This is a genomic window from Parabacteroides sp. AF19-14, assembly GCF_003635485.1.
Taxonomy (GTDB): Bacteria; Bacteroidota; Bacteroidia; order Bacteroidales; family Tannerellaceae; genus Parabacteroides; species Parabacteroides distasonis.
On record NZ_QTMJ01000022.1, the window covers coordinates 1 to 22464 of the forward strand.

Genomic DNA, 22464 nt, shown 5'->3' on the forward strand with positions numbered 1-22464 from the left:
GCACCAACTATTTCCTAACGTGAACTTGATTTATAGAGGAAGGTACGGAATAATTTGGTTAGACGGAAAAGAATAATTTCCTTTGTGAGCGAGTTTCCTCTTAATGAGGCTAGGAACTTTACCTCTAATAATAATATATATGGAAAGCATATACTTAAATATCACGAATTCTTTACCTATTTGGGTACAAATATTCACTCTTCCCTTTATTTTGGTGTTTTTATTTATCATCCCTGTATTCGGATATTTTGCAACCTTCAATGGTATTAGAAAATGGATGGTCATCATAGCCTGTACCCTAGTTGATATCTCATTATTATCGGCTATTATCATGGCCTTTATTGAGGCTAACAAAATAAATTCTATATGGGAAGAAGACATAAAAAAAGGTATAAAAAAAGAGCTTACCACTAGGGGACATAAAGCGGAAGCTCTCGACATCATGGAAAAGGGTAATTTCTTCGACAAAAAGAAGATTATTATAATAAATATCGAAGATAAGATTTACACGGCGTCTATTACGACTTCCGAGAAAGGGACGTTGATCTCATTTATTTAAACCCGAACCTATACACCAGTGCCAACCGGAAATTAAGCATGAAATGCGTCGCTGAGAATTTCTCCGTAGTCTCGCTCACCTGTGTATCATAATCCCGCTCGTAAGTGGAAGCATCAAAGATAATTCGTGAGCCAAAGCCAAGCCCAGCCTCAAGGAACCATCGCCCCTTCCTCATAAGGAAGATCGGCCTTATTGCCGATCAAGACATAATAGAATAATCAATGAATGTCTCATGTCTTGTCCTTTACGTTAGAGATTAATAATTTCCCATGTCTTACAAACCTTCCCGGCCGCTATATACACCACATACGATCGCATGCGATAAGCGGGGAATTGCCGATTGATATCAGCGGCATATCTTCTCACCTGATCGGCATCCTCGGAACGAACAACCTCCAAGGCCTCTATCATGGCAGCGTCTTTCGCCTTGAAATACTTGAACTCCACCACCCGGCAATCGTTGTGGAAGGCGGTGCCCGGTATGCCCGTCAATACCAGATCCGCACGGCCGCTTGGCAAGTTCTGCTCCACGGCAAAGGTATAGCAATTGCTCAAGTAACGACTCAGCACCTCGTAGAAAGAGCAACGAATAAAGTTCTCGTTGATCTTGTCGAATACTTGCGCCGGGAACTGACCGAGGTACTCCTTGAAATAATTTTCCACCAGCGGCTCCAGCTTCCGATGATCCATGAAAGACTCATAAGCTGGCACAAACCGGCGAGCATCGTCACTTATGCGGTTCAACTCGTTGTAATAATTCATGTAAATACTATGCGCTGTCAAATTAGGCAACACCATCTTGAATTGGTTTTTCAACGTTGTCATGCCCAAGTAATATAAACTGACGGGATAAAACTCCGGATCGAAGAACTTCTGCTTGTTGAACTTACTCCTCAGATCCGGTTGAGAGTAGATCAACTCCCCATCGATCACCAAGGCATCCAGCATCTCCTTCGCGTTCTTCAAGGTGATGGTAAGGCGGCGGATCCAATTCACGTCCGTACGAAGGTTCTCGTCCACCATCTCATCGGGGACACCTCCGGACAGCTCGGCAAAGTTCTTGAAGAAATAAGTCAATATAGTGGAATTAAATAACGGACGCGCGTTGGGCAGGAAGCGATAGCCATCATAGTTGTTTACGATAAGCGTCCACAGCTCGTCGAAACGATCCTCGCCGTTGCCATATTTACGAATCACATAGCGCAGATACTCGGCAGCCTCCTCATGATTGAAACCCAGCATCTCCGTGAAATCAGGCTTCAAGGTAAGAATCTCGGCGATATTATAGCCGCTCGTCAAGTCATCCATCGTAACAGGCAACACACCCAAACAAAAGCAAGTACGGATACTACCCTCGCCGATACCCGCCTTGATCGCCTTGAAGAAGGTACGCAAGAAGCTCTCGCCAGTGGTGACAGACTCGTAAAGCGGGTCCTTATAGGCCGTGAGCAATTGGTTGGTGAAATTATCGTACTCATCGATAAGGATATATACCTTGGGCAAATCGTGCGCCCGGGCATAAGCCAATGCCTCCTCCAGCATCTGCGTGGCGTTGCCCTTGGTAGAGAACCGGAAGTCGCCGAAGAGATCCCGGTTATGCTCCACCATAATCTCCACGGGAGAACAGTTCAATATATTAAAGTTACGCTCCAACCCATCCATCGTCTCATCCAGCACCATCTTCGAGAAGTCATAGCGGATAATCATGTATTGGTTATGCTCCGGCGTAGGATTGCTCCCGATCCACGTTCCCCCAAAAAGTTCCTCAAAGCGATGAGACTTACTCCGATCGTAGTAATGGGCGAGCATAGAGACCAACAAGCTCTTACCAAAACGCCGCGGACGCAAGAATACCGGAGCCTTATAACGCTCCAAGTAAGGGATAAACTGAGTTTTATCCACATAATAAAAGCCACGTTCGCGCATCTCCGCAAAATCAGCCACGGCATAGGGAATGGTTATCTGAGGTATCATAGGATCTTCCTTTCTTTTTGATGTATACTGACAAACTTAGATAAAAATCTCCAATTCTTATACCTGTTCGCTGAGAAATCTTCTTTTATCAAGGAAAGGTAAGGAATAATTTGCGAATAACGGTTGGGGCACGAGGGATGGGAATTGTCCATATGCTTTAATACATATCTGCACCTAGGTGCGTTGGCCAACGAAACTAAGATACTTGACCAACACACTTAGTTTCGTTGAGCGATACAGTTAAGATACTTTTTAATCCAAAAGGGGAGAAAAGTAACTGGATATGTTTTTGGATTTGCCTTTAAAGAGAGAGGCTGTATATTTTAATGTACGCACGTACGTTATATTATACGTAAAGAACGCCCCCCTTGTTTATAGCTTGTGAAGTGAATAACTAACGGCTTGTCGAGTGAATAACTAGCGGCTTGTCGAGTGAATAACTAGCGGCTACCCCTAGTGGTAAGCTTACGGCTTGGGAAGCCGTTAGTTATTCATTTCATAAGCCGTAAGCAAAGGACATATCAACACCTATAAAAGCATGTACTTCAGTTATTTATAGGAATTAATATTTTTTGTATAAGATACAAATATTCACTCTCACTTTTATTTAAATCCAAACCTATACACCAGCGCCAACCGGAAATTAAGCATGAAATGGGTCGCTGAGAAATTCTCCGTAGTCTCGCTCACTTGCGTTTCATAATCCCGCATATAGGTGGAAGCGTCAAATATCATCCGTGAACCAAAACCAAGTCCCGCCTCAAAAGCGAAATTCCCTGAGATAGGTTGCAAATAATTCAACATCACTCCGATACCAAAGAACTGCCCCGTCTGTCCATGCCCTAGCGGATCATTATCACGCACGTTGAAGTTACCATATTTCAATTGCAAGCCTACATTGAATCCCCGATAAGTACCATCATCGTTAAACCATAAGCGAGGCTCCAAGGATAATGCCGACACTCCCCATAAATTATTAGGGTTCCCTTTATAGCCAAACCTCGAATACGTACCTCCTAGAATGACAGACCCCCAACCTCCAAACATATACTCCAATTCCAAGTTTGGCATGATCGATCCTGTCTTCAGTTCCGCTCCATTCTTTCCAACACTCAAACCCGGAGAGACCGTAAACCAAGGAAGTAAGTTAGTCCTAACAGTCAAGTTTGTCATTTGGAAAGTAGGATAGACTTTCGACACCAACCGAGTCGCCTCTTGTTGAGGTTGGTACACAGTAGACTGCCGTTCCGAGACTTGCGGCTCAGGCGTTATGGACACTGTTGCCTGCTGAGCAATCTCAGGCTCTGTACGAACCGGTTGAGAGACTACAGGAGCTTTACTCACCTTCTCTTGTACGGGAGGAGCTACGGGAATCATCGCCCCTTCCTCATAGGGAAGATCAGCCTTACCATCAATCACGACATAAGCGAAGACCTCATCATCCACACAAAGATCGGGATCGTTGAGTACATAAATATAAGGAACCTCCGTATATCGTTTTAAGCTTGATGAGATAGCGGGTATAGACTGATCCGTGGAATAAAAGATCTGTTTATTAGCGAACTCTGGCATAGTGAAATAAAGCAGGTACACATGTACGCTATTCCCCCACTCCCCACTACGGTCCACATAAAAAGAGATCTGTTTATTATCAAGCTCATATTTGTTTTTCAGATATTTCCTTACAGTGTTTCCTCTCCACATAGCAGTATTGACGGCGGTTTTGGATACTGCCCCTGTCTCTGTATAGATATGCGAGACGATCAACACGTGAAACTCCCCGTCCATCAAAGGATTCATCACCGGCCAGATTTTCCGGTTCAGTCGCTCCATCTCTATGGAATTATTCCCATAGGTAGCCTGTATATCAGCCTCTCCGGGTATAAAGGAAAACAAGAAAGAATCGCCCTTGGATTTCTCATTCTCCGACTGCCCATGAGCCATAAAGATTGAGAGAAAAGAAAAACAAAATAGAATAATCAACGGATGTCTCATGTCTTGTCCTTTACATTATGATTAATAACGCGAAGATAACGCATTTAGTTTAAAATCCACTTCCATACAGGTACTACTTCAATGGGGCGTATCACATCCGCCCTAACTGAGAAAGTAGATTATTCGTAAGGATTAACCGTCACAGGAAGATCCACGTTTGTAACGGTTCCATTTACCGTAATAGTCAACGTTAAAGAGCCCTTATCTCCGGAAAGAGAATATTTAATGTTATAATTTTTAGCCTCCTCAACATTCTGGCCTTCCCCTATCAATGTCTTAATATTTTTTGTATTTGTGAACGACTTTGTAGGGTCGTCCTTCAGAGTTCCTTTTATCACGATGTTAACATTCGAAGCTCCTTTTTTCACATATAGCTTTTTAGAAGAATCCAATGTATTCGTAGCCGATATCAACGAGTATTTCTCATTTGTATCCGTAGGTTCTACCGTACCCGAGTAGGCAAACAAATCCGTAATAGTAGCTGAATTTTTGAGATCTGTAAATGTTGTATTATCAATTGAGATAATGGAATTTGTCAAGCTTGCTGTAATATTAACATTCTCAGTTGTCTTATTGGCCTCAACCACCACATCATTTTCCATCCCTTCAAAAGTAGGCTTGTCAAAGTCCAACTCGCCCGTCATCGTGCCATAAGCAGCCGTTATCGAATAAGTACCTACTTCAACTGTTTTAACTGCTCCATTTGCAAAATCCGCAAATGTACCTAAAGGGATGGAGGAGGAGCCTCCTGCTTTCGTTCCCGTAATTACAAATTTCTTTTTTTCCTCATCTGACAAAGTAACTTCATCAGAAGTTCCCGCTTTCGTAGTAACACTAACAGAGGCATCAGCTTCAAGAGCGATACTAAGTTCGCCTGTTTTCGCTTTAGCTGTTGGATTTATACCGCTTTCTTCCATTATATTGCTGCAGGAGGTTAAGCCTCCGAATGCTAGCGCCGCTATGCCTAATAATAATATTTTTTTCATTGTTTAATTATTTAATCGTTACTGTTTATTCCATATTATCTATACAAGACATTAAGAGTTTTGAATGTCAACCAATCTTCAGCCCAATTACTATCTGTACCTTCATCGTGAGAAATACAAACTCTGTAATTATTACCTATTGATGTGTCAGCAGATATTGTCGTAAATTTACTATCTGCAGGTGAGTTGTTTGAATTTATTCGCTTAATTGATGATGTATTATCTTTTACTTTAGCACCTGTTTTATCACTTACACCTGTATAAACCTCTATAGTAGGAGTACCTACTCCCCCAGTAAAATAAGCAACTTTCGTTGAATAAGTTACATTTAAATTCTCAGGCAATTGAAATGCTGGTGAAAATACGTAACAATTCTTTGATACACTACTAAAATAATACTGAAATAGTATATATCCTCTTCCAGACCAATATTCTCCACCAGATCCTACTGCTATCCACGACTTTACATCAGTACCAAAAGCTGGTCCTACTGATGAAAAATCCCCCTTATATGGCAACCCCGTAACATGGCACTCTGCAGGAGGAGAAGCTACTGTTTCACCATCAAAGGTGACTATAGCAGTCAAAACATGTTTTTGCCAAGCAAGGTCTGTTAATATCCCAACAGTACCATATGGAAGTTCACCCGAATCCCCTCCACCATCCGTTGTATAAGTTACCTTTAGAATATTTGAATAGTTTGCGTTATTCAATATATCCGAAGATATATTTACTGTTGCAGCAGCAATAATACTAGATCCGTCCATTTCATTTGCAGCGGAAGCTCCGGATGATTTATAAACCGAATAACTGGTTTTTCCAGAAACTGTTGCCGTAAATGTCGGCATAGGAATCGTTTCCATGGTAGTAGATGGAAGATCCATTTTATCACCCGCCTTCAAAAGGATAGACGCAGATAATGTACTACCTTGAGGTACATACGGCCACCCTTCCAAGACATTCATCGTTGCGTTATCGGGATTGTTCGAATACGTCCGGATTGTTTCTCCATTGTATAAGACCTTTATATCCCATGACGCGATCGCTTCTACCGGAGCACCATTAGCCGAAAGATTCAATATAACGTCTGTTCCAGTCAAAGAACCATTGTTATAATTATGAGTTGCTTTTGCTGTCAATTGAATGTTTGAGAATATAGACAAATCCGGATTACATTGAATGGTATATTGCGTACAAGAAACTGTTTCAGAAATCACAGTCCATTCCGTCGAGGTTTCCTTCTCTGCCAGATTCTTGCCATTGAATATGCCTGTCACTGATTGTCCGGCTTTTACATACAAATGGTTATTTGAGTTTTCTTTCGAAGCCAATTGCATTGATTCTTCACCCACTTTTAGCGTCAACGCCCAAGTGGAATAATGTTTTTGTAGGCTCTCATCCACGGCAGGGATCAATAAGGTGTTAGCTAAAGCGGTTTCAATAGAAGCTGAAACCTGTTGGTTAGGCAGAACCGTAACGATTGAGGAACCCCAAAAATAGGGCTTTGTTTGAATCAAAGCATTCTCGCCACAATAAGCAGAAACCATATAATCACCGGTTTCCAAAACCAAAGAGCTACTACCTAATTCACTAAACTTTTTCGGGAAACCGTCAACGCTAGTTCCCCCTTTTTGGATATCTATCGTAAAATCGGAAGCATCCGGTACATCTTCGCTAGGTATAGATGTCGTTGACGCTTTCGTCTGCGAAGAAGACGAAAGCTCTGTAGTTACAGAGGCTAGTTCCAAACGTAGGTAACCTTGTCCTTCGGCAATGGGATTACGCAGATCTTCCGTCACGCAAGCGCTCAGCCCGAGTAATAACCCTAGCAAACCAACGTAATATCTCCATGTTCTCCAAAACATCCGGTTCTCTATATTAATCTTTATTCAACACTTCACAATCCAAGCTTTTCGTAGCCATCGAGTAGACGATCTCGTAGATCGTACCCGCTCGAAGATTTGTGGCGGTTTCTTTCTTCTCTAGTTCTTCTCCATCCTTATTTGTCGCTCTTAATGTAAACGACAAAGAACTTCCTACCGCCGAATCAGAGAAATAGCCTATCTCCGTAGGTTTGAGCGTAATCGTACGATCACCGATAGTGGCATCTAACGTATAATTTTCAAAACTAGCGGGAAGATCGTCCTTCAAACATATACCGAAGTTTATCATCGGTACGGATACAGCAGGGTAAGTTACCTTCTCCGCCTCTATCACAAATGACTGTTCCTTATAATATATGGCTTCTCCTAAACTTCCCTCCGCAAAAACAGTTCCCTGCAAAGTATAGTTAGAGGTATATGCCTTCAATTGATATGAACCCGCAGGCAATTCTATCTTACTTGGAGTTTGTCCCGGCTCATATTTACAATTGTTATAAAGAGCACCCTCTTTCCAGATCTCTATCACAAACCGAGCATCAATCCCGGCTTTCGTTTGGATAGAATTGACATCGCTAGTAGCCACAGTCACGTTATCCAAGGAGAGGAAACCGGGGGATTGGGGCTGGACTAAGTCCTCTTGTTGACAAGAAACAAGGATTAAAAGAATTATTAGTGTATATATTATTCGTTTCATCTTGTCATTTTCTATTTATCATAAATCAATGATATATTATCAATGGTAAGACAGCTACCACCATAAATTTTACGGCTTCCTGCTGGTATTGTTATTGTTTGTTTTCTTACAGCAGGATCTTCCCCTTCTGCCACTGAATAACATCTAATACGTATAGAAGTCGCTGGTTTCAAGTCGCTTTCATCATACGGAAGCAACACTGAAGCCAAGGTATATGAAGAAACAGTCTGTCTCCCAGATATGTAAGAATTTGAAGCTATCACATCATCTCCATTCATCAATTCTACATACACTCCAAAACGTTCATTATTATAACTATCATATTTGTAATAAAAGTCCAACTCAGTTGGACGAGAACCAAAACTGTAGCCCTCTGTTATATTTCCACTATCATCTGTATTCCCAACGATCAACTTACCTCGATACGCGGTACCAGACATAACTTCAGAGGCCCATCCATTATTAGCAGCAACAGTTCGTATAACAGCAGCACGCCCTTTATATCCATCTTCTGTATAAGTAGTAGTAGGAAATGTTTTATAATTAGGATAAGTACTATATTTATCCCTCATCGTCTCATTGTTATTAGTATCCCAACAATGCTCTACATGTTCACTCCAAGGTTGGTAATACGGTTGTTCATATCTAGTGGAAGAAGTCCACTCCTCCATGTCCGAATTAGGTAATTGTATTGGAGATTCTAATTCTACATTGATAGCAGAAGATGCCAACTCTCCTCGATACAGCGCCCGCACTTGATAAATCTTATTTTCCGGTGTAGAAATAAACGCTTGGCGTGCATTCGTATTGTCATTAAACGCATTCCAAGTTCGCCCATTATCCGCACTATATTGATAAATCAAATCCGCATTGATGGCGGTAGCGTCTCCTTTCCCTTCTGTAACCGTACAATCCTCAGCCGTAAATTCCTTCGTCCATACATTACCCGGCAATACACTTACGGAAAATTCCGGTTTATGAGTCAATATCTTATATTCCCCGGAGATTGTCCGGTTATTAGCCTTGACCTCTGTAATGGAAAAAGTATTATTTATCGTCTGCTCATTATCTGCTTTCAATTTAGAGACCAACTCCGCAATATTAATTGAAGGACTACTCTGTCCAATCACAGGCAATATGATTCCTGCATCCACGAATTTCGCTTTATCCGCATCGCTCATCGTTGATAAGGTATAATCCCCATTCAATGCCTTATAAACTTGATCCTCAAAGTCCACCGCAAATTTCAACTCTTGTAAACTGGAAGATAGATCGAAATCGAATGATACATCTTTTGGACTAGCTGTTTCATACAGATCCAGCGTATTCCCTGTAAATCCCTTTACTAAAATCTTAGGTGCCGGTAACCACTCCATCGGAATCGTCGCATTAATTGTCTCCTTCTTCACCTCGGCGGCAGCTACCGTAAGGATTACACCAGAGGTAGTTTTCTCGACAGATAAATTAATAACACAATGCGCACCAGCCACGAATGTCTCCGCTTTACTGAACTCACTATGCGTCAGCTCCTTGGTGACATCTTGGCCATTTCCTTTCAACTTGCCTTTAAAAAAAAACTTCACATCCGAACCTGCCCGATAGTAAGCACTTCGTAAAGTATCTTGTAAGGACACAGAACTATTGCCAACCTTTACTTCCACGCTATAGCTCGAGAACAGAGCCTCGAATTTGTCCTTATTATTCCCAAAACGGATAGATGCCAGCGCATTCGCAACATGACAAGGAATCGTTACCGAAACCGTTTTGTCCACCGTCAAGGTAGCCTCCTCCGTTCCCTCGTAGTAAGGAGCATCTAAAGCAAGTACTGGATTCTCTTCATACGATGTGTTCGGGCTACAAGTAGCCTTTACCGTATAAGTTCCAACAGACGCAGGAATTGTCTGATCCGTGAAAGCACCCTTATAAAGTTCCTTTCCGGTTGTCTTATTGGTTATTAGTAGATTGAACTTCTCTGCGACCGGCTTATCCAAATCAGCGGGTGTCGCCTTCGTTTCCACCTCGGCAGTAGCCTCGGTCAAAGATATACTAAAAGCACCTTTCACCGGGTCCGACAAGTTTTCTTGCTGACAGGCGGTCAAAGCGATTGATGCCAGCAGCATCGTATATATCTTTTTTATCTTCATATCCTTAATCATATATCAATTCACACTCATCCAACCATAGTTTACTACCTACACCTCCCGTGAAGTAGTCACCATATTTGCTAGACGAGGCCACTATCACGATATATTTGGGTGTACGGTTCGTATAACGATAATTCAAAACAATATCCTCTTGCGTGTACGATGTTACGGATTCTCCCTTGGTCAACTCGCCATAGGCAATCACATGCGAATCGTTGGGATCGAACAATTGACGCTCGGATGGACGGGTTCGTATCTCCAATGGAGCATCCCAATCTGTCAACGCAATATAAATCTGACAAGAGTCCGGGCGGCCCTTCAAACTCGCCATCGCATCATCACCAACCTTATCGATTGTTGCACAATTATATTTATAGTGAACTCGCAACTTACTCGGGAAAGAAGTAAAAGGACGGCCAAAATCCAAGACCCCATTTGTTCCATCCGTCTTCTTATACGTACCCGTAAAGATATTGCCAGCGGCGAATTTTATCACGATATATTTAGACTCCAAAGAAGCTGCTTTTCCAGAGCCATTACTTGTATCCGTAACCGGAGTTGAGTTGCTTTCACCAACTGTTGTCGCCCCTTGGTTTCCTGTATCCCAAAAAGAACTTTCGCCATCGCCCCAAGGTTGCCACAACTTATTGTTTTTATCATTCTGCGACCAATTATCGAAGCTAGCATTCGTCAATGGGATCTCTTCCGCAGTCGTAAAGGATTTCTCTTCACCCGCCGTACCATCAATCGATACCCGATATTGATAAGTTGTTTTCGCTTTCAAGCCAGTGACAGTAGCCGTAAAGGAAGTACCGGAAACCTTTATCGCCGAGGTTGCCAATGTATTCCAAGCGGCATCACCTTGTTTTTTATACTCAATGACCGGGGTCTTTCCACTCTGTATCTTTCCACTTAACGAAGCCTTGGTCACCATAGCGAAAGCCTCCGAGGAAGTTGACGATTCCCCTGATTTATGATACACATAAACCGTCCATTTCTGCATCACGTCTTCCCATGCGTTTCCAACAAAGAATTGTCGGGAACCACTTGAATAATCTTTCTCGGTAGAAGCGGTTGGATCCGGCTCTACCGTACCATATTCACCACCAAGATTCATCTTATTCACTTGTAAATCCCTTAAAGATTGTTCCGGAGATACATAAATAATCACGTTCCGGTTGTACGCATCGATGACTGCGTTTCCCACTTGATTGGTCACATCAATTTCCCGATTGATGATTTGCTTTACAGTCACCTTCCATTTATAATCTTGATACGTACTTATCGTAAAAGAAACCGGTGACGTGAAATCTACTCGTGTATTAGCGGTAGAAGAGATGCTATCCAACGAGGCAAAGCCTGTCGTAGGGAAATTCTTAATATCCACACAAGCCGTAGAATCACCCACTAACACCGCTCCATCCGTTATTTTCAAGCGCTTAATCTTTAAGTTAGAGATATCCACGGAATCATTCACAAATAAAGTTACCGTACGATCTGTATTATTGATCGTAGCCTCGGCACTTTGTCCGTCCTCTCCAGCCCGTTGCCCCTCTACCTCCATGGAAAGGATCGCTCCATCCACTACAGGATAAGGAATATCATCCTCTATAACACAGCTGGCCAACGTGAAGAATAAGCTTATATAACAACCTAATTTTATCATCATCTCCTAATATTTACAGATAAAACGTCATACCTATATTTATAGAGAATAGATTTATCTTAAAATTACCCGAAGAAACCCGTTGCCGTCCTTCCTCCACTTGGTTTGTCTCTTGATCAATCCACTTAAAGTCAAAACCCATCACGCCAACCGAAACCTCTACAGCAGACCAATCCGTAATAAAGGCTGTCATTCCCGGTGCGAAACCAATCTGCATATTCTGCACGGTTTGATAAGAGCCATCATATTCCGTACCCGATCCGGTAGAGTTTTTACCTGTTCCATATCCATAAGTCAACCGAGCCTCATTAAACAACCCAAAAATCTTACTTTTTCCGATCGGCATATAGGTCCGTATAAAGCAAGAAGCCTCATACTTATGCTCCAGATAATACAGATCCTTCAAGCTGATTTTAAAGTCTTCTCCCAAATTCAAATCGAAATTACCCAGATCCAAATAATTCCGTTTGTAAGAGAAGCGGGCACCCATAGAAATATTATCCCGGAAAAAATAACCGAAATAAGGGCTGACACTAAAATCATACCCCTTCCCTTCGATATCTTTCAACACGAGGAAATTTAAGTTACTCTCATTATGCTCAGAATAAGAAACCGTACCTCCGGCCATCCAAGTCCCTTTCGGGATAAAGACAGTCTTCTGGATCTCCCGGTCAATTCTCTGAATTCTACGGGAAGATTGAGCTATCACAGAGCCAATACCCATGACCACCAGTAGGGTCACTATAAATAATTTATGTTTCATCAATTAAAACCCTATTTTGTTTTAGGTTCATCTCCGTATATCAACTCAAAATCATCCAAGTATAAAACGCTCGAAGTACTTCCCGTAAAATAATCCCCATATTTACTTGCGGAACAAACAATAATTATATGAGTCGGCTTTACATCCAACTTATGATATTTTAAATCAATATTAAACTCCCTCCAAGATCCATTCGTTGCCACACAATCAGCCATAGGTAACTCCCCATGAGCCACTATGGCATCATCATTTTCAAAATTTATAAACGTACTAGGATTCGTATTATCTATTTGATAAGATTTAGTTGCTAATACTATATATATAGAGCAGAGATCCTGAGTCTGACCTTTTATCACATTCGCAGATGAGGGCAGATTCGATCCTACAACATCAATTGCCTTTGTTGAATACCGGAACCAACCATGGAATGCGGTAGGCCTAGAAGTGAATGGTCTACCAAATTCTAATGTAGCCCCAGAAAAATCAGATTTTGTAGCTCCATACTTGCCTGTATATAAACTTGCCGCAGCCAAAACTCCCATTGCTGTTTGAGTTTTCAATTCTGCAGACTGTCCACCTTGAGTATGTACAATAGATGCATTACCCATTGTTGGATTTATATTCACAAGTCCACCAACACCCGTTGTTGTTCCCGGATTACTAGAATCCCAAAATGAACCATTTGCATCAAAATATTCTTTAGATGCAGCATACCATGTCTTGCCTGACTTATACCAGCTATCTAGGTTTCCATTGGGTAAAGCCGTAACAGTTTCAGTTGTAAATGTTTTCACATCACTCGCATAATTGTCTCCTGCTTTATCGTAAGATAAACGATAAGAATAAGAAGTGGCAGGAGTTAATCCTTTCAATGTCGCTTTAAATAAATCACCTTCTTTGGTAGCACTACATTCCGACCACTCTGCGGCACGCTCTGTTTTATATTCAAACTTCATACAAGTTGGATCTAATTCCACACCTTCTTTTATTGAAGATATTTTACCTTCCAAAAGAGCAAAGTTACTCCACGCATTCGCAGAAGCCACTTCTAATTGCGTTGATGAGGTAACCGGTACCGTAATCTCATATGTATATTTTTTTTCAGAATCATCCACATCTACAGTTATATCCCCGACAGAGCCCGAATCAGAGACTCTATAATTCAATACATAATGATCCCTAGCCTTCACCTTTGTAATATCTTGGCTCAGTGTATGAGTTTGGTTCGCTTTATTTATAACTGTGATCGTCGCCTTTAAATCTCCTTCAGGAAAATAAATGGACTTATTTTGCGCACCCATCATAAGATTCTGACCTGATATTCCCGGAACCTTAGATTCTATTAAAACAACCGCACTTTTAAAAGAGTTTGTAAAGGAATCTTCAAAATTCACCGTGACCTTAACATTCGCCAATGTGCAAATGATAGAGGCTGTGACTTCCTTTCCTGCCACAACTGTTACTTGAGTAGAGCCCTTATAATAAGGTATATCTACTCCTGAGGCATTCCCATCAAACCCATTCGATGAAGCTGTAATCATATAAGTGCCGGACTTTAACTTCAACTGTTTACCTTCCCATTCCGCATAATCTTCTGTACTTTCCACGACTATACCAGCCTCATTTTTAATTTCCACACAAAGTTGCTTTGGTTTGTAATTATCTGGAACTAAACCTTTTGTAACTACGCCAAAAACCGGTGAAACATTTACATTAAGATATCCAACCTTATCACTCGTATAATCTTCTTGTTGGCAAGCAGCAAGAACCAACAGTGAAAGCAATATTGAAACAAAATATATTCTTCTCATAAGGTTTATCATTTACTAATCGTCACACGTAACTCCGCAGACGCAGTTTGTCCTTTTTTATCCGTAATTGTTATTTTAAAAACATGACTTTCTTTACCATCTGGAGCATTTCCGATTCCAGTCGTAGCATCAGTATCTATCGTTGGACCATAGATATTCATCATAGTATAAAATCCAGCAATAGGAAAAGTATATTCTGTATCACCTTCTGCAGGCATAGCCATTCCGAGACTTTCAGAAAGGTCTGCATCATCGACCAGTTCACGTCCTTCTCCTGTAAAATTCAAATCCTTGACTGCAGAGGAAAAACCAGGATTTCCGCCCTCTATTATAACTTTCATACTAGCGATCCCTTCCGAAGCCGAAATAACCACATCAGTTGTTGCTGGCCAATCCTGTTTCGTCATTGAATATTTTACACCGTTCTCAAATGCATCACATGACAACGAAGGCACTTTATCTTCAGGCGTAGGGTCTGGATCCGGATCCGGTTTCGTCTCCTCCTTATCCTCTACCGGAATATCTACAGCCTCATTATGATTCTCAAAAATAACACTTATCGTAACAGAGATGCCTGTAACCGCTCCCGTAGTAGGGTCTTCCTCATTTCCCGGTTTCAGATCGATGATAAGCGCTTCTCCACCCGTGAAATTGGGATTATCAACATCATCATATTTTTCTTTGGCATCCTCTTTTTTAAACACATAAGGAGCCATCGCAACCGTATTACCCTCTATGGTTTTCGCCCGAATATTCAAAGTTACAGTCTCTGCACCATTCTCTCCAAAATACCAATAAATAGGAGCAGGATTTGTAGAAGCACTTGCGCTTGTCTCCGTAATCGACAACGCAGTCTCCGAACCATCATCCAACATGATCGTCCATTCTGTAAACTTCGCCAAAAACTCCGAACTATAATTCAATTGAATCCTACTATTCTGCATCTTGCAAGTCACCTTTGCGCTACTCGTGATATCCTTCTTAATTTCCATATCGGAACTTCCCTTATAATAAGGAGCTTCCAATTTCTTTTCCAGTACGCCTTTTGTATGAGAAACTACGGAATAAGTACCTACCGGCAATAAAATAGATTCCGGTAAATCCGCCACCGCATCATAATTTCTTTCAACCTCTTCCCCATCTACACTTTTCCCGACAATAGAAACCGGGAAATCGTCCGTACTAACAGATGCAGCCTTCGTCACCGCCGGAGATTTAGCTTGTACACTCAACTCCAAAAGTCCCATATCCACACCCTCTTTGCCACTCTTTATTTCTTCCCTCATCTCGCAAGAGATAAAACCGACCAAAGCGAACAGACTTAAAGCAATATAATTTAATAATCTCATGATTTTTTTCTTCTCTTTTTTTAATTAGACCTTAATGACTAAACCCATTCAGAAGGGATCACGATATCTACAGGTATATCATTTGTTCCTTCATCAATCTTGATAGAGACTCCCAATTGTCCGGTTTTATCGTTATAGCTAGGGGCTACCTGCAATGTCCACGCTTTATTCGGTGCCAAATCATAAGTCCGGACAACAGTAGCCGCTTTTGTTTGATATTGAGATTTCGGTGTTAAATAGATTGTGGCGGTTACAGTTTCTCCGCCTTTGTTCAGTTTCAAATACCAAGGTTCCGTATCTGCTTTAGACCACTTAGCCGTAGAACTACTCCCCAAGGCTGAAGTCGAATAAGTAACATAATAATCACTAAAATAAGTATCCATTTCCGTAAATTCCACTTTCACCTTACCATAGGTTGGTGTACAAGTAAGAGAAATAGATTTATCCGTTTCACCATTTAAATTAAAAGAGTTGGAACCTTCCACATAGAATCCTGTCCGGGAAGCGGCATCTGTATTCGTCCCATAAAAAGCCTTCACGGTATAAGCTCCGTTATCCAATTCGACTGAAGCAGGTATTTCCGCATATTTGAATGTTTTAACAGGATCACTCTCACCTACTTTCAAAAATTGCACCGTATAATTATCCGGATTTTTATAATCGCTCTCATTTACCGCTTTTGTCTCCGTATTAAAACTTGCGGTAGCAGACAAGTCCAAAGCGATCGTCCCTTTTCCTTTTGAAAAAGAAGTTAAATCCTCTACTTGACAAGATGTCATCAACATGCACCCCGAAAGGAGATAAGCCATCCCATACAGTAGCACCCTCAAATTTCCCATACAATAATTGTTTACTTATTAATCTGTTTACCTTAAAAAGAGATTATTCCCAAATTTGGATACAAAATAACGACAATTCAAAAAATCATACAAGGTCTATTTTAAGGAAAGAGTGTTCTATTTATTATATTTTAAGCGCATTATTCAACTCGTGATCACTTTTTACAACTATTTGTTAAGCTATTGATATTATGTATTTTCAAAGCATACATAGCATTAGTACCAAAAAATAAGCTTATATTTGTATCGTCTAAATTTCATTATCAATGCAGAATGAGCTACCGAAAATAGATATTCCTGTCGACTGTGTTGCGGGAACAGATATTACGAAAGAATTATTAAACCTTTATACGGATTCTCCTTGTAAACTCAAGGCCGGGATATTCGTCTTGTTGCTGGATGGAGACATTGAAGCGTCGATCAACCTCGTTCGATACAAAATACAACCGATGAATTTTATTACGATTTTGCCGCAAAGTATTCTACAAATACACAAAGCGAATGGAAACTTGCAAATTTATTTCATAGGATTCTCCTCTGAATTCCTCGCAAATAATAACATATTTAAAATCATCTCAGAATATTATTATCGAATGCGAGAGACACCTGTTATTCCGCTAGAAAACAACGATACATCAATTTTTCATCACTATTTTGAGCTCCTATTAAAAACGCAAGAAAATGGCTATTTGTCTTCTAACAATGAAATCTGTAAATCAATACTACACCTCCTGCTTATATGCTTGAAAGAGACGTATAAGAAAATAGCCCCTAGCGATACTCCCTTGATTAAAAGTAAAAAGATCACGAAAGAATTCTCAGAGTTAGTCATGCGTAACTATATGAAAGAACGTAATGTCTCTTTCTATGCCGATAAACTAAGTATTACCGCCGCACATCTAAGTACGACAATAAAGGAAACGACAGGAAAAACTTGTACGGATATTATTTCTGCGATGGTTATCATGGATGCCAAAAACCAGTTAAAATCTACCGATATCCCCATTTACCAAATAGCGGACTCGCTGAATTTCAGCAATGTCTCCTTCTTCGGTAAATATTTTAAACGTTATGTCGGTATAGGGCCACAGGAATACCGCAACTCCTAATTCTTATACAGACGAAAGGCTTCATTTAGCAAGTTAACTCCATGCGCCAATGAAGTTAACTTACTTTGCCATTTAAGTTAACTTACTTCGCTGTTTAAGTTAACTTACTTCGCTGTTTAAGTTAACTTACTTATACCTTTCAATCAGCCTACGTAAAAATGCCGTAAAAGCTATTTCCATGACATTACCTCACATCCCCCAATTCTCCCTATCCAAACTCCTATACTGTATCGCCTCCGCCAAATGCCGGACTTCGATATGTTCCGAATTATCCAAGTCGGCTATCGTGCGGGAGACTTTCAGGATACGGTCATAGGCACGGGCGGAGAGGCAGAGACGTTGCATGGCGGTTTTGAGGATGGAGAGGCCGGAAGCGTCGGGAACGGCGTACTGATGGAGTAGCTTGGAGTTCATCTGGGCATTACAATAAATACCCTCATAAGCGGCAAAACGCCTTTCCTGGATCGCACGGGCTTTTATGACCCGCTCACGGATAGCGATACTAGGCTCTGAGGGCTGTTGCTCGGAAATCTTCTCGAAAGGGACAGGGACAATCTCTATCTGGATATCGATACGATCGAGTAATGGGCCGGAAATGCGGTTCATATATTTCTGGACGGCTCCGGGAGAACAGAGACAAGGACGGTCCGGATGGTTGTAGTAGCCGCAGGGACAAGGATTCATGGAGGCCACAAGCATAAAGCCAGCTGGATATTCCACCGTGAAACGGGCACGGGAGATATTGATCACTCGATCTTCCAATGGCTGCCGCATGACTTCCAAGACACTCCTGTTAAATTCCGGCAACTCATCCAAAAAAAGGACACCATTGTGAGCCAAGCTGATCTCTCCCGGCTGCGGGAAAGTGCCACCTCCTACCATAGCGACATTAGAGATCGTATGATGGGGAGAGCGAAAAGGACGTTGTACCATCAAGGAGGCGCCACCTCCTATCTTACCGGCTACGGAATGGATTTTAGTTGTTTCCAAGGACTCATGCAAGGTAAAGGGAGGCAAGATCGTAGGGAGACGTTTCGCCAACATGGACTTGCCACTTCCGGGAGGACCTACCATGATCAGATTATGTCCGCCGGCTGCGGCCACCTCCATCGCACGCTTCACGTTCTCTTGTCCCCGGACATCGGAGAAATCGCAATCAAACAATTGCTGGCGGTCGTAAAACTCCTTACGGGTATCAATAACCGTAGGCCGCAATGTAGGTTTACCCTCCATAAACTCCAGCACCTCTTTGATATTCGAAGCTCCATACACTTCCAGATCGTTCACCACCGCAGCCTCACAAGCGTTTTGCTTGGGTAAGATAAAGCCCTTAAAGCCTTCTTCCCTAGCCTTGATAGCAATAGGCAATGCCCCTTTTATCGGTTGGAGGCTCCCGTCCATAGAAAGCTCGCCCATCAATACGAATTTGGATAAGTTGGATGAATCTATCTGCTCTGCCGCCGCCAGAATACCGATCGCCAAAGGCAGATCATAAGAGGACCCTTCCTTACGGATATCTGCGGGGGCCATATTAATAACGATACGATTGCGGGGGAATTTATAACCACATACTTGAAGAGCCGAGATAATGCGTTCATGGCTCTCACGAACGGCCACGTCCGGAAGACCGACTAAAAAGAATTGGATACCTTTGGAACAGTTCACTTCTACGGTAACGACCGTAGCGGAAATCCCCTGCACGGCAGCGGCATAAGATTTTACTAACATAGTTAAGAATTTTGAGTTACTAATTACAAATTAAAACCGGAACCTCCTGTTTTCAATCGCTCAGTCTTCGAACAAGTTCTCCAGTGTTTGCTTGATCTCGATTCCATTCTCTGTTTTCATCAAGATCTTATGATCCTCATCTATCAAGAAACAGCGTGGCAATACGCTTACGTTATACAGATCTATCAACATAGCCGCTTGTCCGGCCGAATCTGTTACCAGATTCCACGCTATACTATCCTTCTTCAGTACATCCCGGACATTATCCGGATTATCGTCCAAGCTAACCAAAAGAATATCCAACTGATCTTTCGGATATTTCATCGCTACCTTATCCAGATATAGATCCTCTGTCTGGCACATATCACACCAAGGAGCGGTAAACGTCAGCAATAAATATTTCTGCGGGAAAGAGTCCAAACTTACCGTATTCCCATAAATATTCCTTACGGAGAAATCTGGGGCTTCCGCACCCAAAGCCGTACGTTTCGCACGGGCGCTATATTGCTCCAGCTCCTTCACCAGATAAAAGTCTTTCAACCTTGGATTCAATAACGCCAACAACTCATCAATTTTACGAGTATCATCGGGATCTGAGAAAAAAGATTGAATCAAGACAACGGATGCCTCTTCATTCGGGTTCTCTTTCACGTACCGGATCGCTTCCTCGCTCAATTGCATATTAACATTCGCCAAACGAGCGGCGATATCCGTCTCCTCGATCGTATCGTTCAAATCCTTGCTATTTAAAGAATTTGATAAATTTGTCAATTCCGTCAATAAAGGAGCGATTTTTTTCTTAAAAGCGGTCAACTTATCATTTGTCCGTCCCCCCTTTACCTGCAATAGCAATGGAGAGTTAGCGTCGCCCGTGATTTTCACGGTTTCTCCCGGTTCCAGATAAGCCGTAACCCAATGCTCTTTATCCGCAAAGAAGATAGTCACACAATGGAAACCCGCTTCATGTTGATCGATCTGGAACTGCCCGGGTTTCGTACAAGCCACTGTATCAACCACTTTATAATTATCCTTCTCAAATACAGCATATACGGTTTGATCTTCCAGATTAGAAAGTTCCCCTTCAATCCGATAGACATAATCCTTGCCACAAGATGACAAACAAATTATAAAGCCAATAATAAGTGCCAGTTTTTTTATCATTACTCCTTTTTAAGCTCTTCTTATAACAGATAATCCGGTCTAAAGGTAGGAATATTTTTTAAAACTACTTCACATTTATAATAAAATTAACGCAGTTATCATAAAAAAAGCGCAGAATTAGTAATTCCACGCTTTTTTATAAAGATATTTTTAAACCTTGACCTTTTTTGATCAAGTTTTTTTAAGCAATTATAACTGAGGACCAGCAGCAACCAATGCCTTACCAGCTTCGTTGCCCGTGAACTTAGCGAAGTTCTTCTGGAAGCGAGCAGCCAAATCCTTCGCTTTCTCATCCCATTGAGCAGGATCAGCATAGGTATCGCGAGGATCTAAGATCTTCGGATCTACGCCCGGTAATGCAGTCGGAACCTCGAAGTCGAAATACGGGATCTTCTTTGTCGGAGCCTCGTTGATAGAACCATCAAGGATAGCGTCGATGATACCTCTTGTATCTTTGATAGAGATACGTTTGCCGCTACCGTTCCAACCTGTGTTCACCAAGTAAGCCTTAGCGCCAGTCATTTCCATCTTCTTAACCAACTCTTCGCCGTATTTTGTCGGGTGCAATGACAAGAAAGCAGCACCGAAACAAGCGGAGAATGTAGGAGTCGGTTCCGTGATACCACGCTCTGTACCTGCTAATTTAGCGGTAAATCCAGACAAGAAGTAGTATTGAGTTTGCTCCGGAGTCAAGATAGATACTGGAGGCAATACACCGAATGCGTCAGCAGACAAGAAGATAACTTGTTTTGCGTGCGGGCCTTTAGAAACCGGCTTAACGATGTTCTCGATGTGATAGATCGGATAAGAAACACGAGTGTTCTCTGTAACTGACTTATCAGCGAAATCGATCTTACCATCAGCGGCAACTGTTACGTTCTCAAGAAGAGCGTCACGTTTGATAGCGTTGTAGATATCCGGCTCGCTCTCTTTATCCAAGTTGATAACCTTAGCGTAGCAACCACCCTCGTAGTTGAATACACCTTCGTTATCCCATCCGTGCTCATCGTCACCGATCAACAAACGTTTCGGGTCCGTAGACAAAGTAGTCTTACCAGTACCAGACAAACCGAAGAAGATAGCTGAGCTCTTGCCCTCTTTATCCGTGTTAGCGGAGCAGTGCATAGAAGCGATACCACGCAACGGGTTCAAGTAGTTCATGATAGAGAAGATACCCTTCTTCATCTCACCACCGTACCAAGTATTCAAGATAACTTGCTCTTTAGTCTTCAAGTTGAAAACAGTAGCAGTCTCAGAGTTCAAGCCTAATTCTTTGTAGTTGTCAACTTTAGCCTTAGCTGCGTTGAAAGAAACGAAATCAGGTTCGCCGTAGTTAGCCAATTCCTCAGCTGTCGGACGGATGAACATATTAGTTACGAAGTGAGCTTGCCAAGCAACCTCCATGATGAAACGTACTTTCAAACGAGTAGCCTCGTTAGCGCCACAGAATGTATCGACAACGAACAAACGTTTGCCAGACAATTCTTTTACGGCTTTAGCCTTCAAGTCTGCCCAAGCAGCCTCAGAACAAGGCTTGTTATCATTCTTATATTCATCAGAAGTCCACCACACAGAATCTTCGCTGGCTTCATTCTTTACGAAAAATTTATCTTTAGGAGAACGACCTGTATAAATACCAGTCATCACGTTTACAGCACCTAGCTCAGTTACCTGGCCTTTCTCGAAGCCTTCCAAACTCGGTTTAGTTTCTTCTGCGAACAGAACATCATAAGACGGATTGTGAACGATTTCTTTCACATCAACAATTCCGTACTTGCTTAAATCTAAATTAGCCATCTTGAA

Annotated in this window: 17 protein-coding genes; 2 read left to right on the forward strand and 15 right to left on the reverse strand. The window is 41.8% G+C overall.

What is annotated here, in order from left to right; translation table 11 throughout:
- The first annotated feature begins 139 nt into the window (after positions 1-139).
- On the forward strand, positions 140-559 hold the full coding sequence (locus DWX33_RS17900) for a hypothetical protein (protein ID WP_147331050.1): 420 nt from the start codon (positions 140-142) through the stop codon (positions 557-559).
- Here the strand turns inward: DWX33_RS17900 and DWX33_RS17905 are convergent.
- The 12 genes from DWX33_RS17905 to DWX33_RS17960 all read right to left on the reverse strand — a co-directional run bounded on the left by DWX33_RS17905 (position 552) and on the right by DWX33_RS17960 (position 16663).
- Entirely contained in the window at positions 552-734 is a 183-nt protein-coding gene (locus tag DWX33_RS17905) for a hypothetical protein (protein WP_121962188.1), read from the reverse strand. The two genes, DWX33_RS17900 and DWX33_RS17905, sit on opposite strands and share 8 nt — an antisense overlap.
- Before the next feature lie 74 nt (positions 735-808).
- On the reverse strand, positions 809-2533 hold the full coding sequence (locus tag DWX33_RS17910; protein WP_122380792.1) for an ATP-binding protein: 1725 nt from the start codon (positions 2531-2533) through the stop codon (positions 809-811).
- Between the two features lie 603 nt (positions 2534-3136).
- Positions 3137-4477 (reverse strand): DUF3575 domain-containing protein, encoded by a 1341-nt coding sequence (locus tag DWX33_RS17915; RefSeq protein WP_233570206.1) that lies wholly within the window; start codon positions 4475-4477, stop codon positions 3137-3139.
- A gap of 170 nt (positions 4478-4647) precedes the next feature.
- The gene (locus tag DWX33_RS17920) at positions 4648-5514 is read right to left on the reverse strand and encodes a DUF4493 domain-containing protein (RefSeq protein ID WP_122380794.1); all 867 of its coding nucleotides are present in this window, start codon (positions 5512-5514) and stop codon (positions 4648-4650) included.
- A gap of 35 nt (positions 5515-5549) precedes the next feature.
- Positions 5550-7379: a DUF4493 domain-containing protein gene (locus tag DWX33_RS17925; protein WP_122380795.1), complete on the reverse strand. Its 1830-nt coding sequence runs from the start codon at positions 7377-7379 to the stop codon at positions 5550-5552.
- Positions 7380-7392: 13 nt separating this feature from the next.
- The gene (locus DWX33_RS17930; protein WP_122380796.1) at positions 7393-8091 is read right to left on the reverse strand and encodes a DUF4493 domain-containing protein; all 699 of its coding nucleotides are present in this window, start codon (positions 8089-8091) and stop codon (positions 7393-7395) included.
- Positions 8092-8102: 11 nt separating this feature from the next.
- Complete coding sequence (locus DWX33_RS17935) at positions 8103-10235, reverse strand: DUF4493 domain-containing protein (protein ID WP_158595309.1); 2133 nt, start codon at positions 10233-10235, stop codon at positions 8103-8105.
- A 4-nt stretch (positions 10236-10239) separates the two neighbouring features.
- Entirely contained in the window at positions 10240-11904 is a 1665-nt protein-coding gene (locus DWX33_RS17940) for a PCMD domain-containing protein (protein ID WP_122380798.1), read from the reverse strand.
- 10 nt (positions 11905-11914) lie between these two features.
- The gene (locus tag DWX33_RS17945) at positions 11915-12664 is read right to left on the reverse strand and encodes a hypothetical protein (protein ID WP_044546377.1); all 750 of its coding nucleotides are present in this window, start codon (positions 12662-12664) and stop codon (positions 11915-11917) included.
- Between the two features lie 11 nt (positions 12665-12675).
- Positions 12676-14475, reverse strand: coding sequence for a PCMD domain-containing protein (locus DWX33_RS17950; RefSeq protein WP_122380799.1), 1800 nt, complete (start codon positions 14473-14475; stop codon positions 12676-12678).
- A gap of 8 nt (positions 14476-14483) precedes the next feature.
- Positions 14484-15824: a DUF4493 domain-containing protein gene (locus DWX33_RS17955; RefSeq protein ID WP_122380800.1), complete on the reverse strand. Its 1341-nt coding sequence runs from the start codon at positions 15822-15824 to the stop codon at positions 14484-14486.
- A 38-nt stretch (positions 15825-15862) separates the two neighbouring features.
- On the reverse strand, positions 15863-16663 hold the full coding sequence (locus tag DWX33_RS17960) for a DUF4493 domain-containing protein (RefSeq protein WP_122380801.1): 801 nt from the start codon (positions 16661-16663) through the stop codon (positions 15863-15865).
- Positions 16664-16929: 266 nt separating this feature from the next.
- Here DWX33_RS17960 and DWX33_RS17965 point away from each other — a divergent pair, with 266 nt between their 5' ends.
- Complete coding sequence (locus DWX33_RS17965) at positions 16930-17772, forward strand: AraC family transcriptional regulator (protein ID WP_122380802.1); 843 nt, start codon at positions 16930-16932, stop codon at positions 17770-17772.
- A 189-nt stretch (positions 17773-17961) separates the two neighbouring features.
- On the opposite strand, the gene DWX33_RS17970 is transcribed toward DWX33_RS17965, so the two are convergent.
- The 3 genes from DWX33_RS17970 to pckA all read right to left on the reverse strand — a co-directional run bounded on the left by DWX33_RS17970 (position 17962) and on the right by pckA (position 22458).
- Positions 17962-19500: a YifB family Mg chelatase-like AAA ATPase gene (locus tag DWX33_RS17970; RefSeq protein ID WP_008774337.1), complete on the reverse strand. Its 1539-nt coding sequence runs from the start codon at positions 19498-19500 to the stop codon at positions 17962-17964.
- A gap of 60 nt (positions 19501-19560) precedes the next feature.
- Positions 19561-20661: a TlpA disulfide reductase family protein gene (locus DWX33_RS17975; RefSeq protein ID WP_057317550.1), complete on the reverse strand. Its 1101-nt coding sequence runs from the start codon at positions 20659-20661 to the stop codon at positions 19561-19563.
- Between the two features lie 189 nt (positions 20662-20850).
- Positions 20851-22458 (reverse strand): phosphoenolpyruvate carboxykinase (ATP), encoded by a 1608-nt coding sequence (pckA, locus tag DWX33_RS17980; RefSeq protein WP_005860732.1) that lies wholly within the window; start codon positions 22456-22458, stop codon positions 20851-20853.
- Positions 22459-22464: the final 6 nt, after the last annotated feature.

Coding starts and splice junctions, on each gene's coding strand:
- DWX33_RS17935 (WP_158595309.1), bottom strand. CDS start 10,235: ATGAAGATAAAAAAGATATATACGATGCTGCTGGCATCAATCGCTTTG.
- DWX33_RS17975 (WP_057317550.1), bottom strand. CDS start 20,661: ATGATAAAAAAACTGGCACTTATTATTGGCTTTATAATTTGTTTGTCA.
- DWX33_RS17955 (WP_122380800.1), bottom strand. CDS start 15,824: ATGAGATTATTAAATTATATTGCTTTAAGTCTGTTCGCTTTGGTCGGT.
- DWX33_RS17965 (WP_122380802.1), top strand. CDS start 16,930: ATGCAGAATGAGCTACCGAAAATAGATATTCCTGTCGACTGTGTTGCG.
- DWX33_RS17970 (WP_008774337.1), bottom strand. CDS start 19,500: ATGTTAGTAAAATCTTATGCCGCTGCCGTGCAGGGGATTTCCGCTACG.
- DWX33_RS17905 (WP_121962188.1), bottom strand. CDS start 734: ATGAGGAAGGGGCGATGGTTCCTTGAGGCTGGGCTTGGCTTTGGCTCA.
- pckA (WP_005860732.1), bottom strand. CDS start 22,458: ATGGCTAATTTAGATTTAAGCAAGTACGGAATTGTTGATGTGAAAGAA.
- DWX33_RS17915 (WP_233570206.1), bottom strand. CDS start 4,477: ATGGCTCATGGGCAGTCGGAGAATGAGAAATCCAAGGGCGATTCTTTC.
- DWX33_RS17900 (WP_147331050.1), top strand. CDS start 140: ATGGAAAGCATATACTTAAATATCACGAATTCTTTACCTATTTGGGTA.
- DWX33_RS17960 (WP_122380801.1), bottom strand. CDS start 16,663: ATGGGAAATTTGAGGGTGCTACTGTATGGGATGGCTTATCTCCTTTCG.
- DWX33_RS17945 (WP_044546377.1), bottom strand. CDS start 12,664: ATGAAACATAAATTATTTATAGTGACCCTACTGGTGGTCATGGGTATT.
- DWX33_RS17930 (WP_122380796.1), bottom strand. CDS start 8,091: ATGAAACGAATAATATATACACTAATAATTCTTTTAATCCTTGTTTCT.
- DWX33_RS17910 (WP_122380792.1), bottom strand. CDS start 2,533: ATGATACCTCAGATAACCATTCCCTATGCCGTGGCTGATTTTGCGGAG.
- DWX33_RS17925 (WP_122380795.1), bottom strand. CDS start 7,379: ATGTTTTGGAGAACATGGAGATATTACGTTGGTTTGCTAGGGTTATTA.
- DWX33_RS17920 (WP_122380794.1), bottom strand. CDS start 5,514: ATGAAAAAAATATTATTATTAGGCATAGCGGCGCTAGCATTCGGAGGC.
- DWX33_RS17950 (WP_122380799.1), bottom strand. CDS start 14,475: ATGAGAAGAATATATTTTGTTTCAATATTGCTTTCACTGTTGGTTCTT.
- DWX33_RS17940 (WP_122380798.1), bottom strand. CDS start 11,904: ATGATGATAAAATTAGGTTGTTATATAAGCTTATTCTTCACGTTGGCC.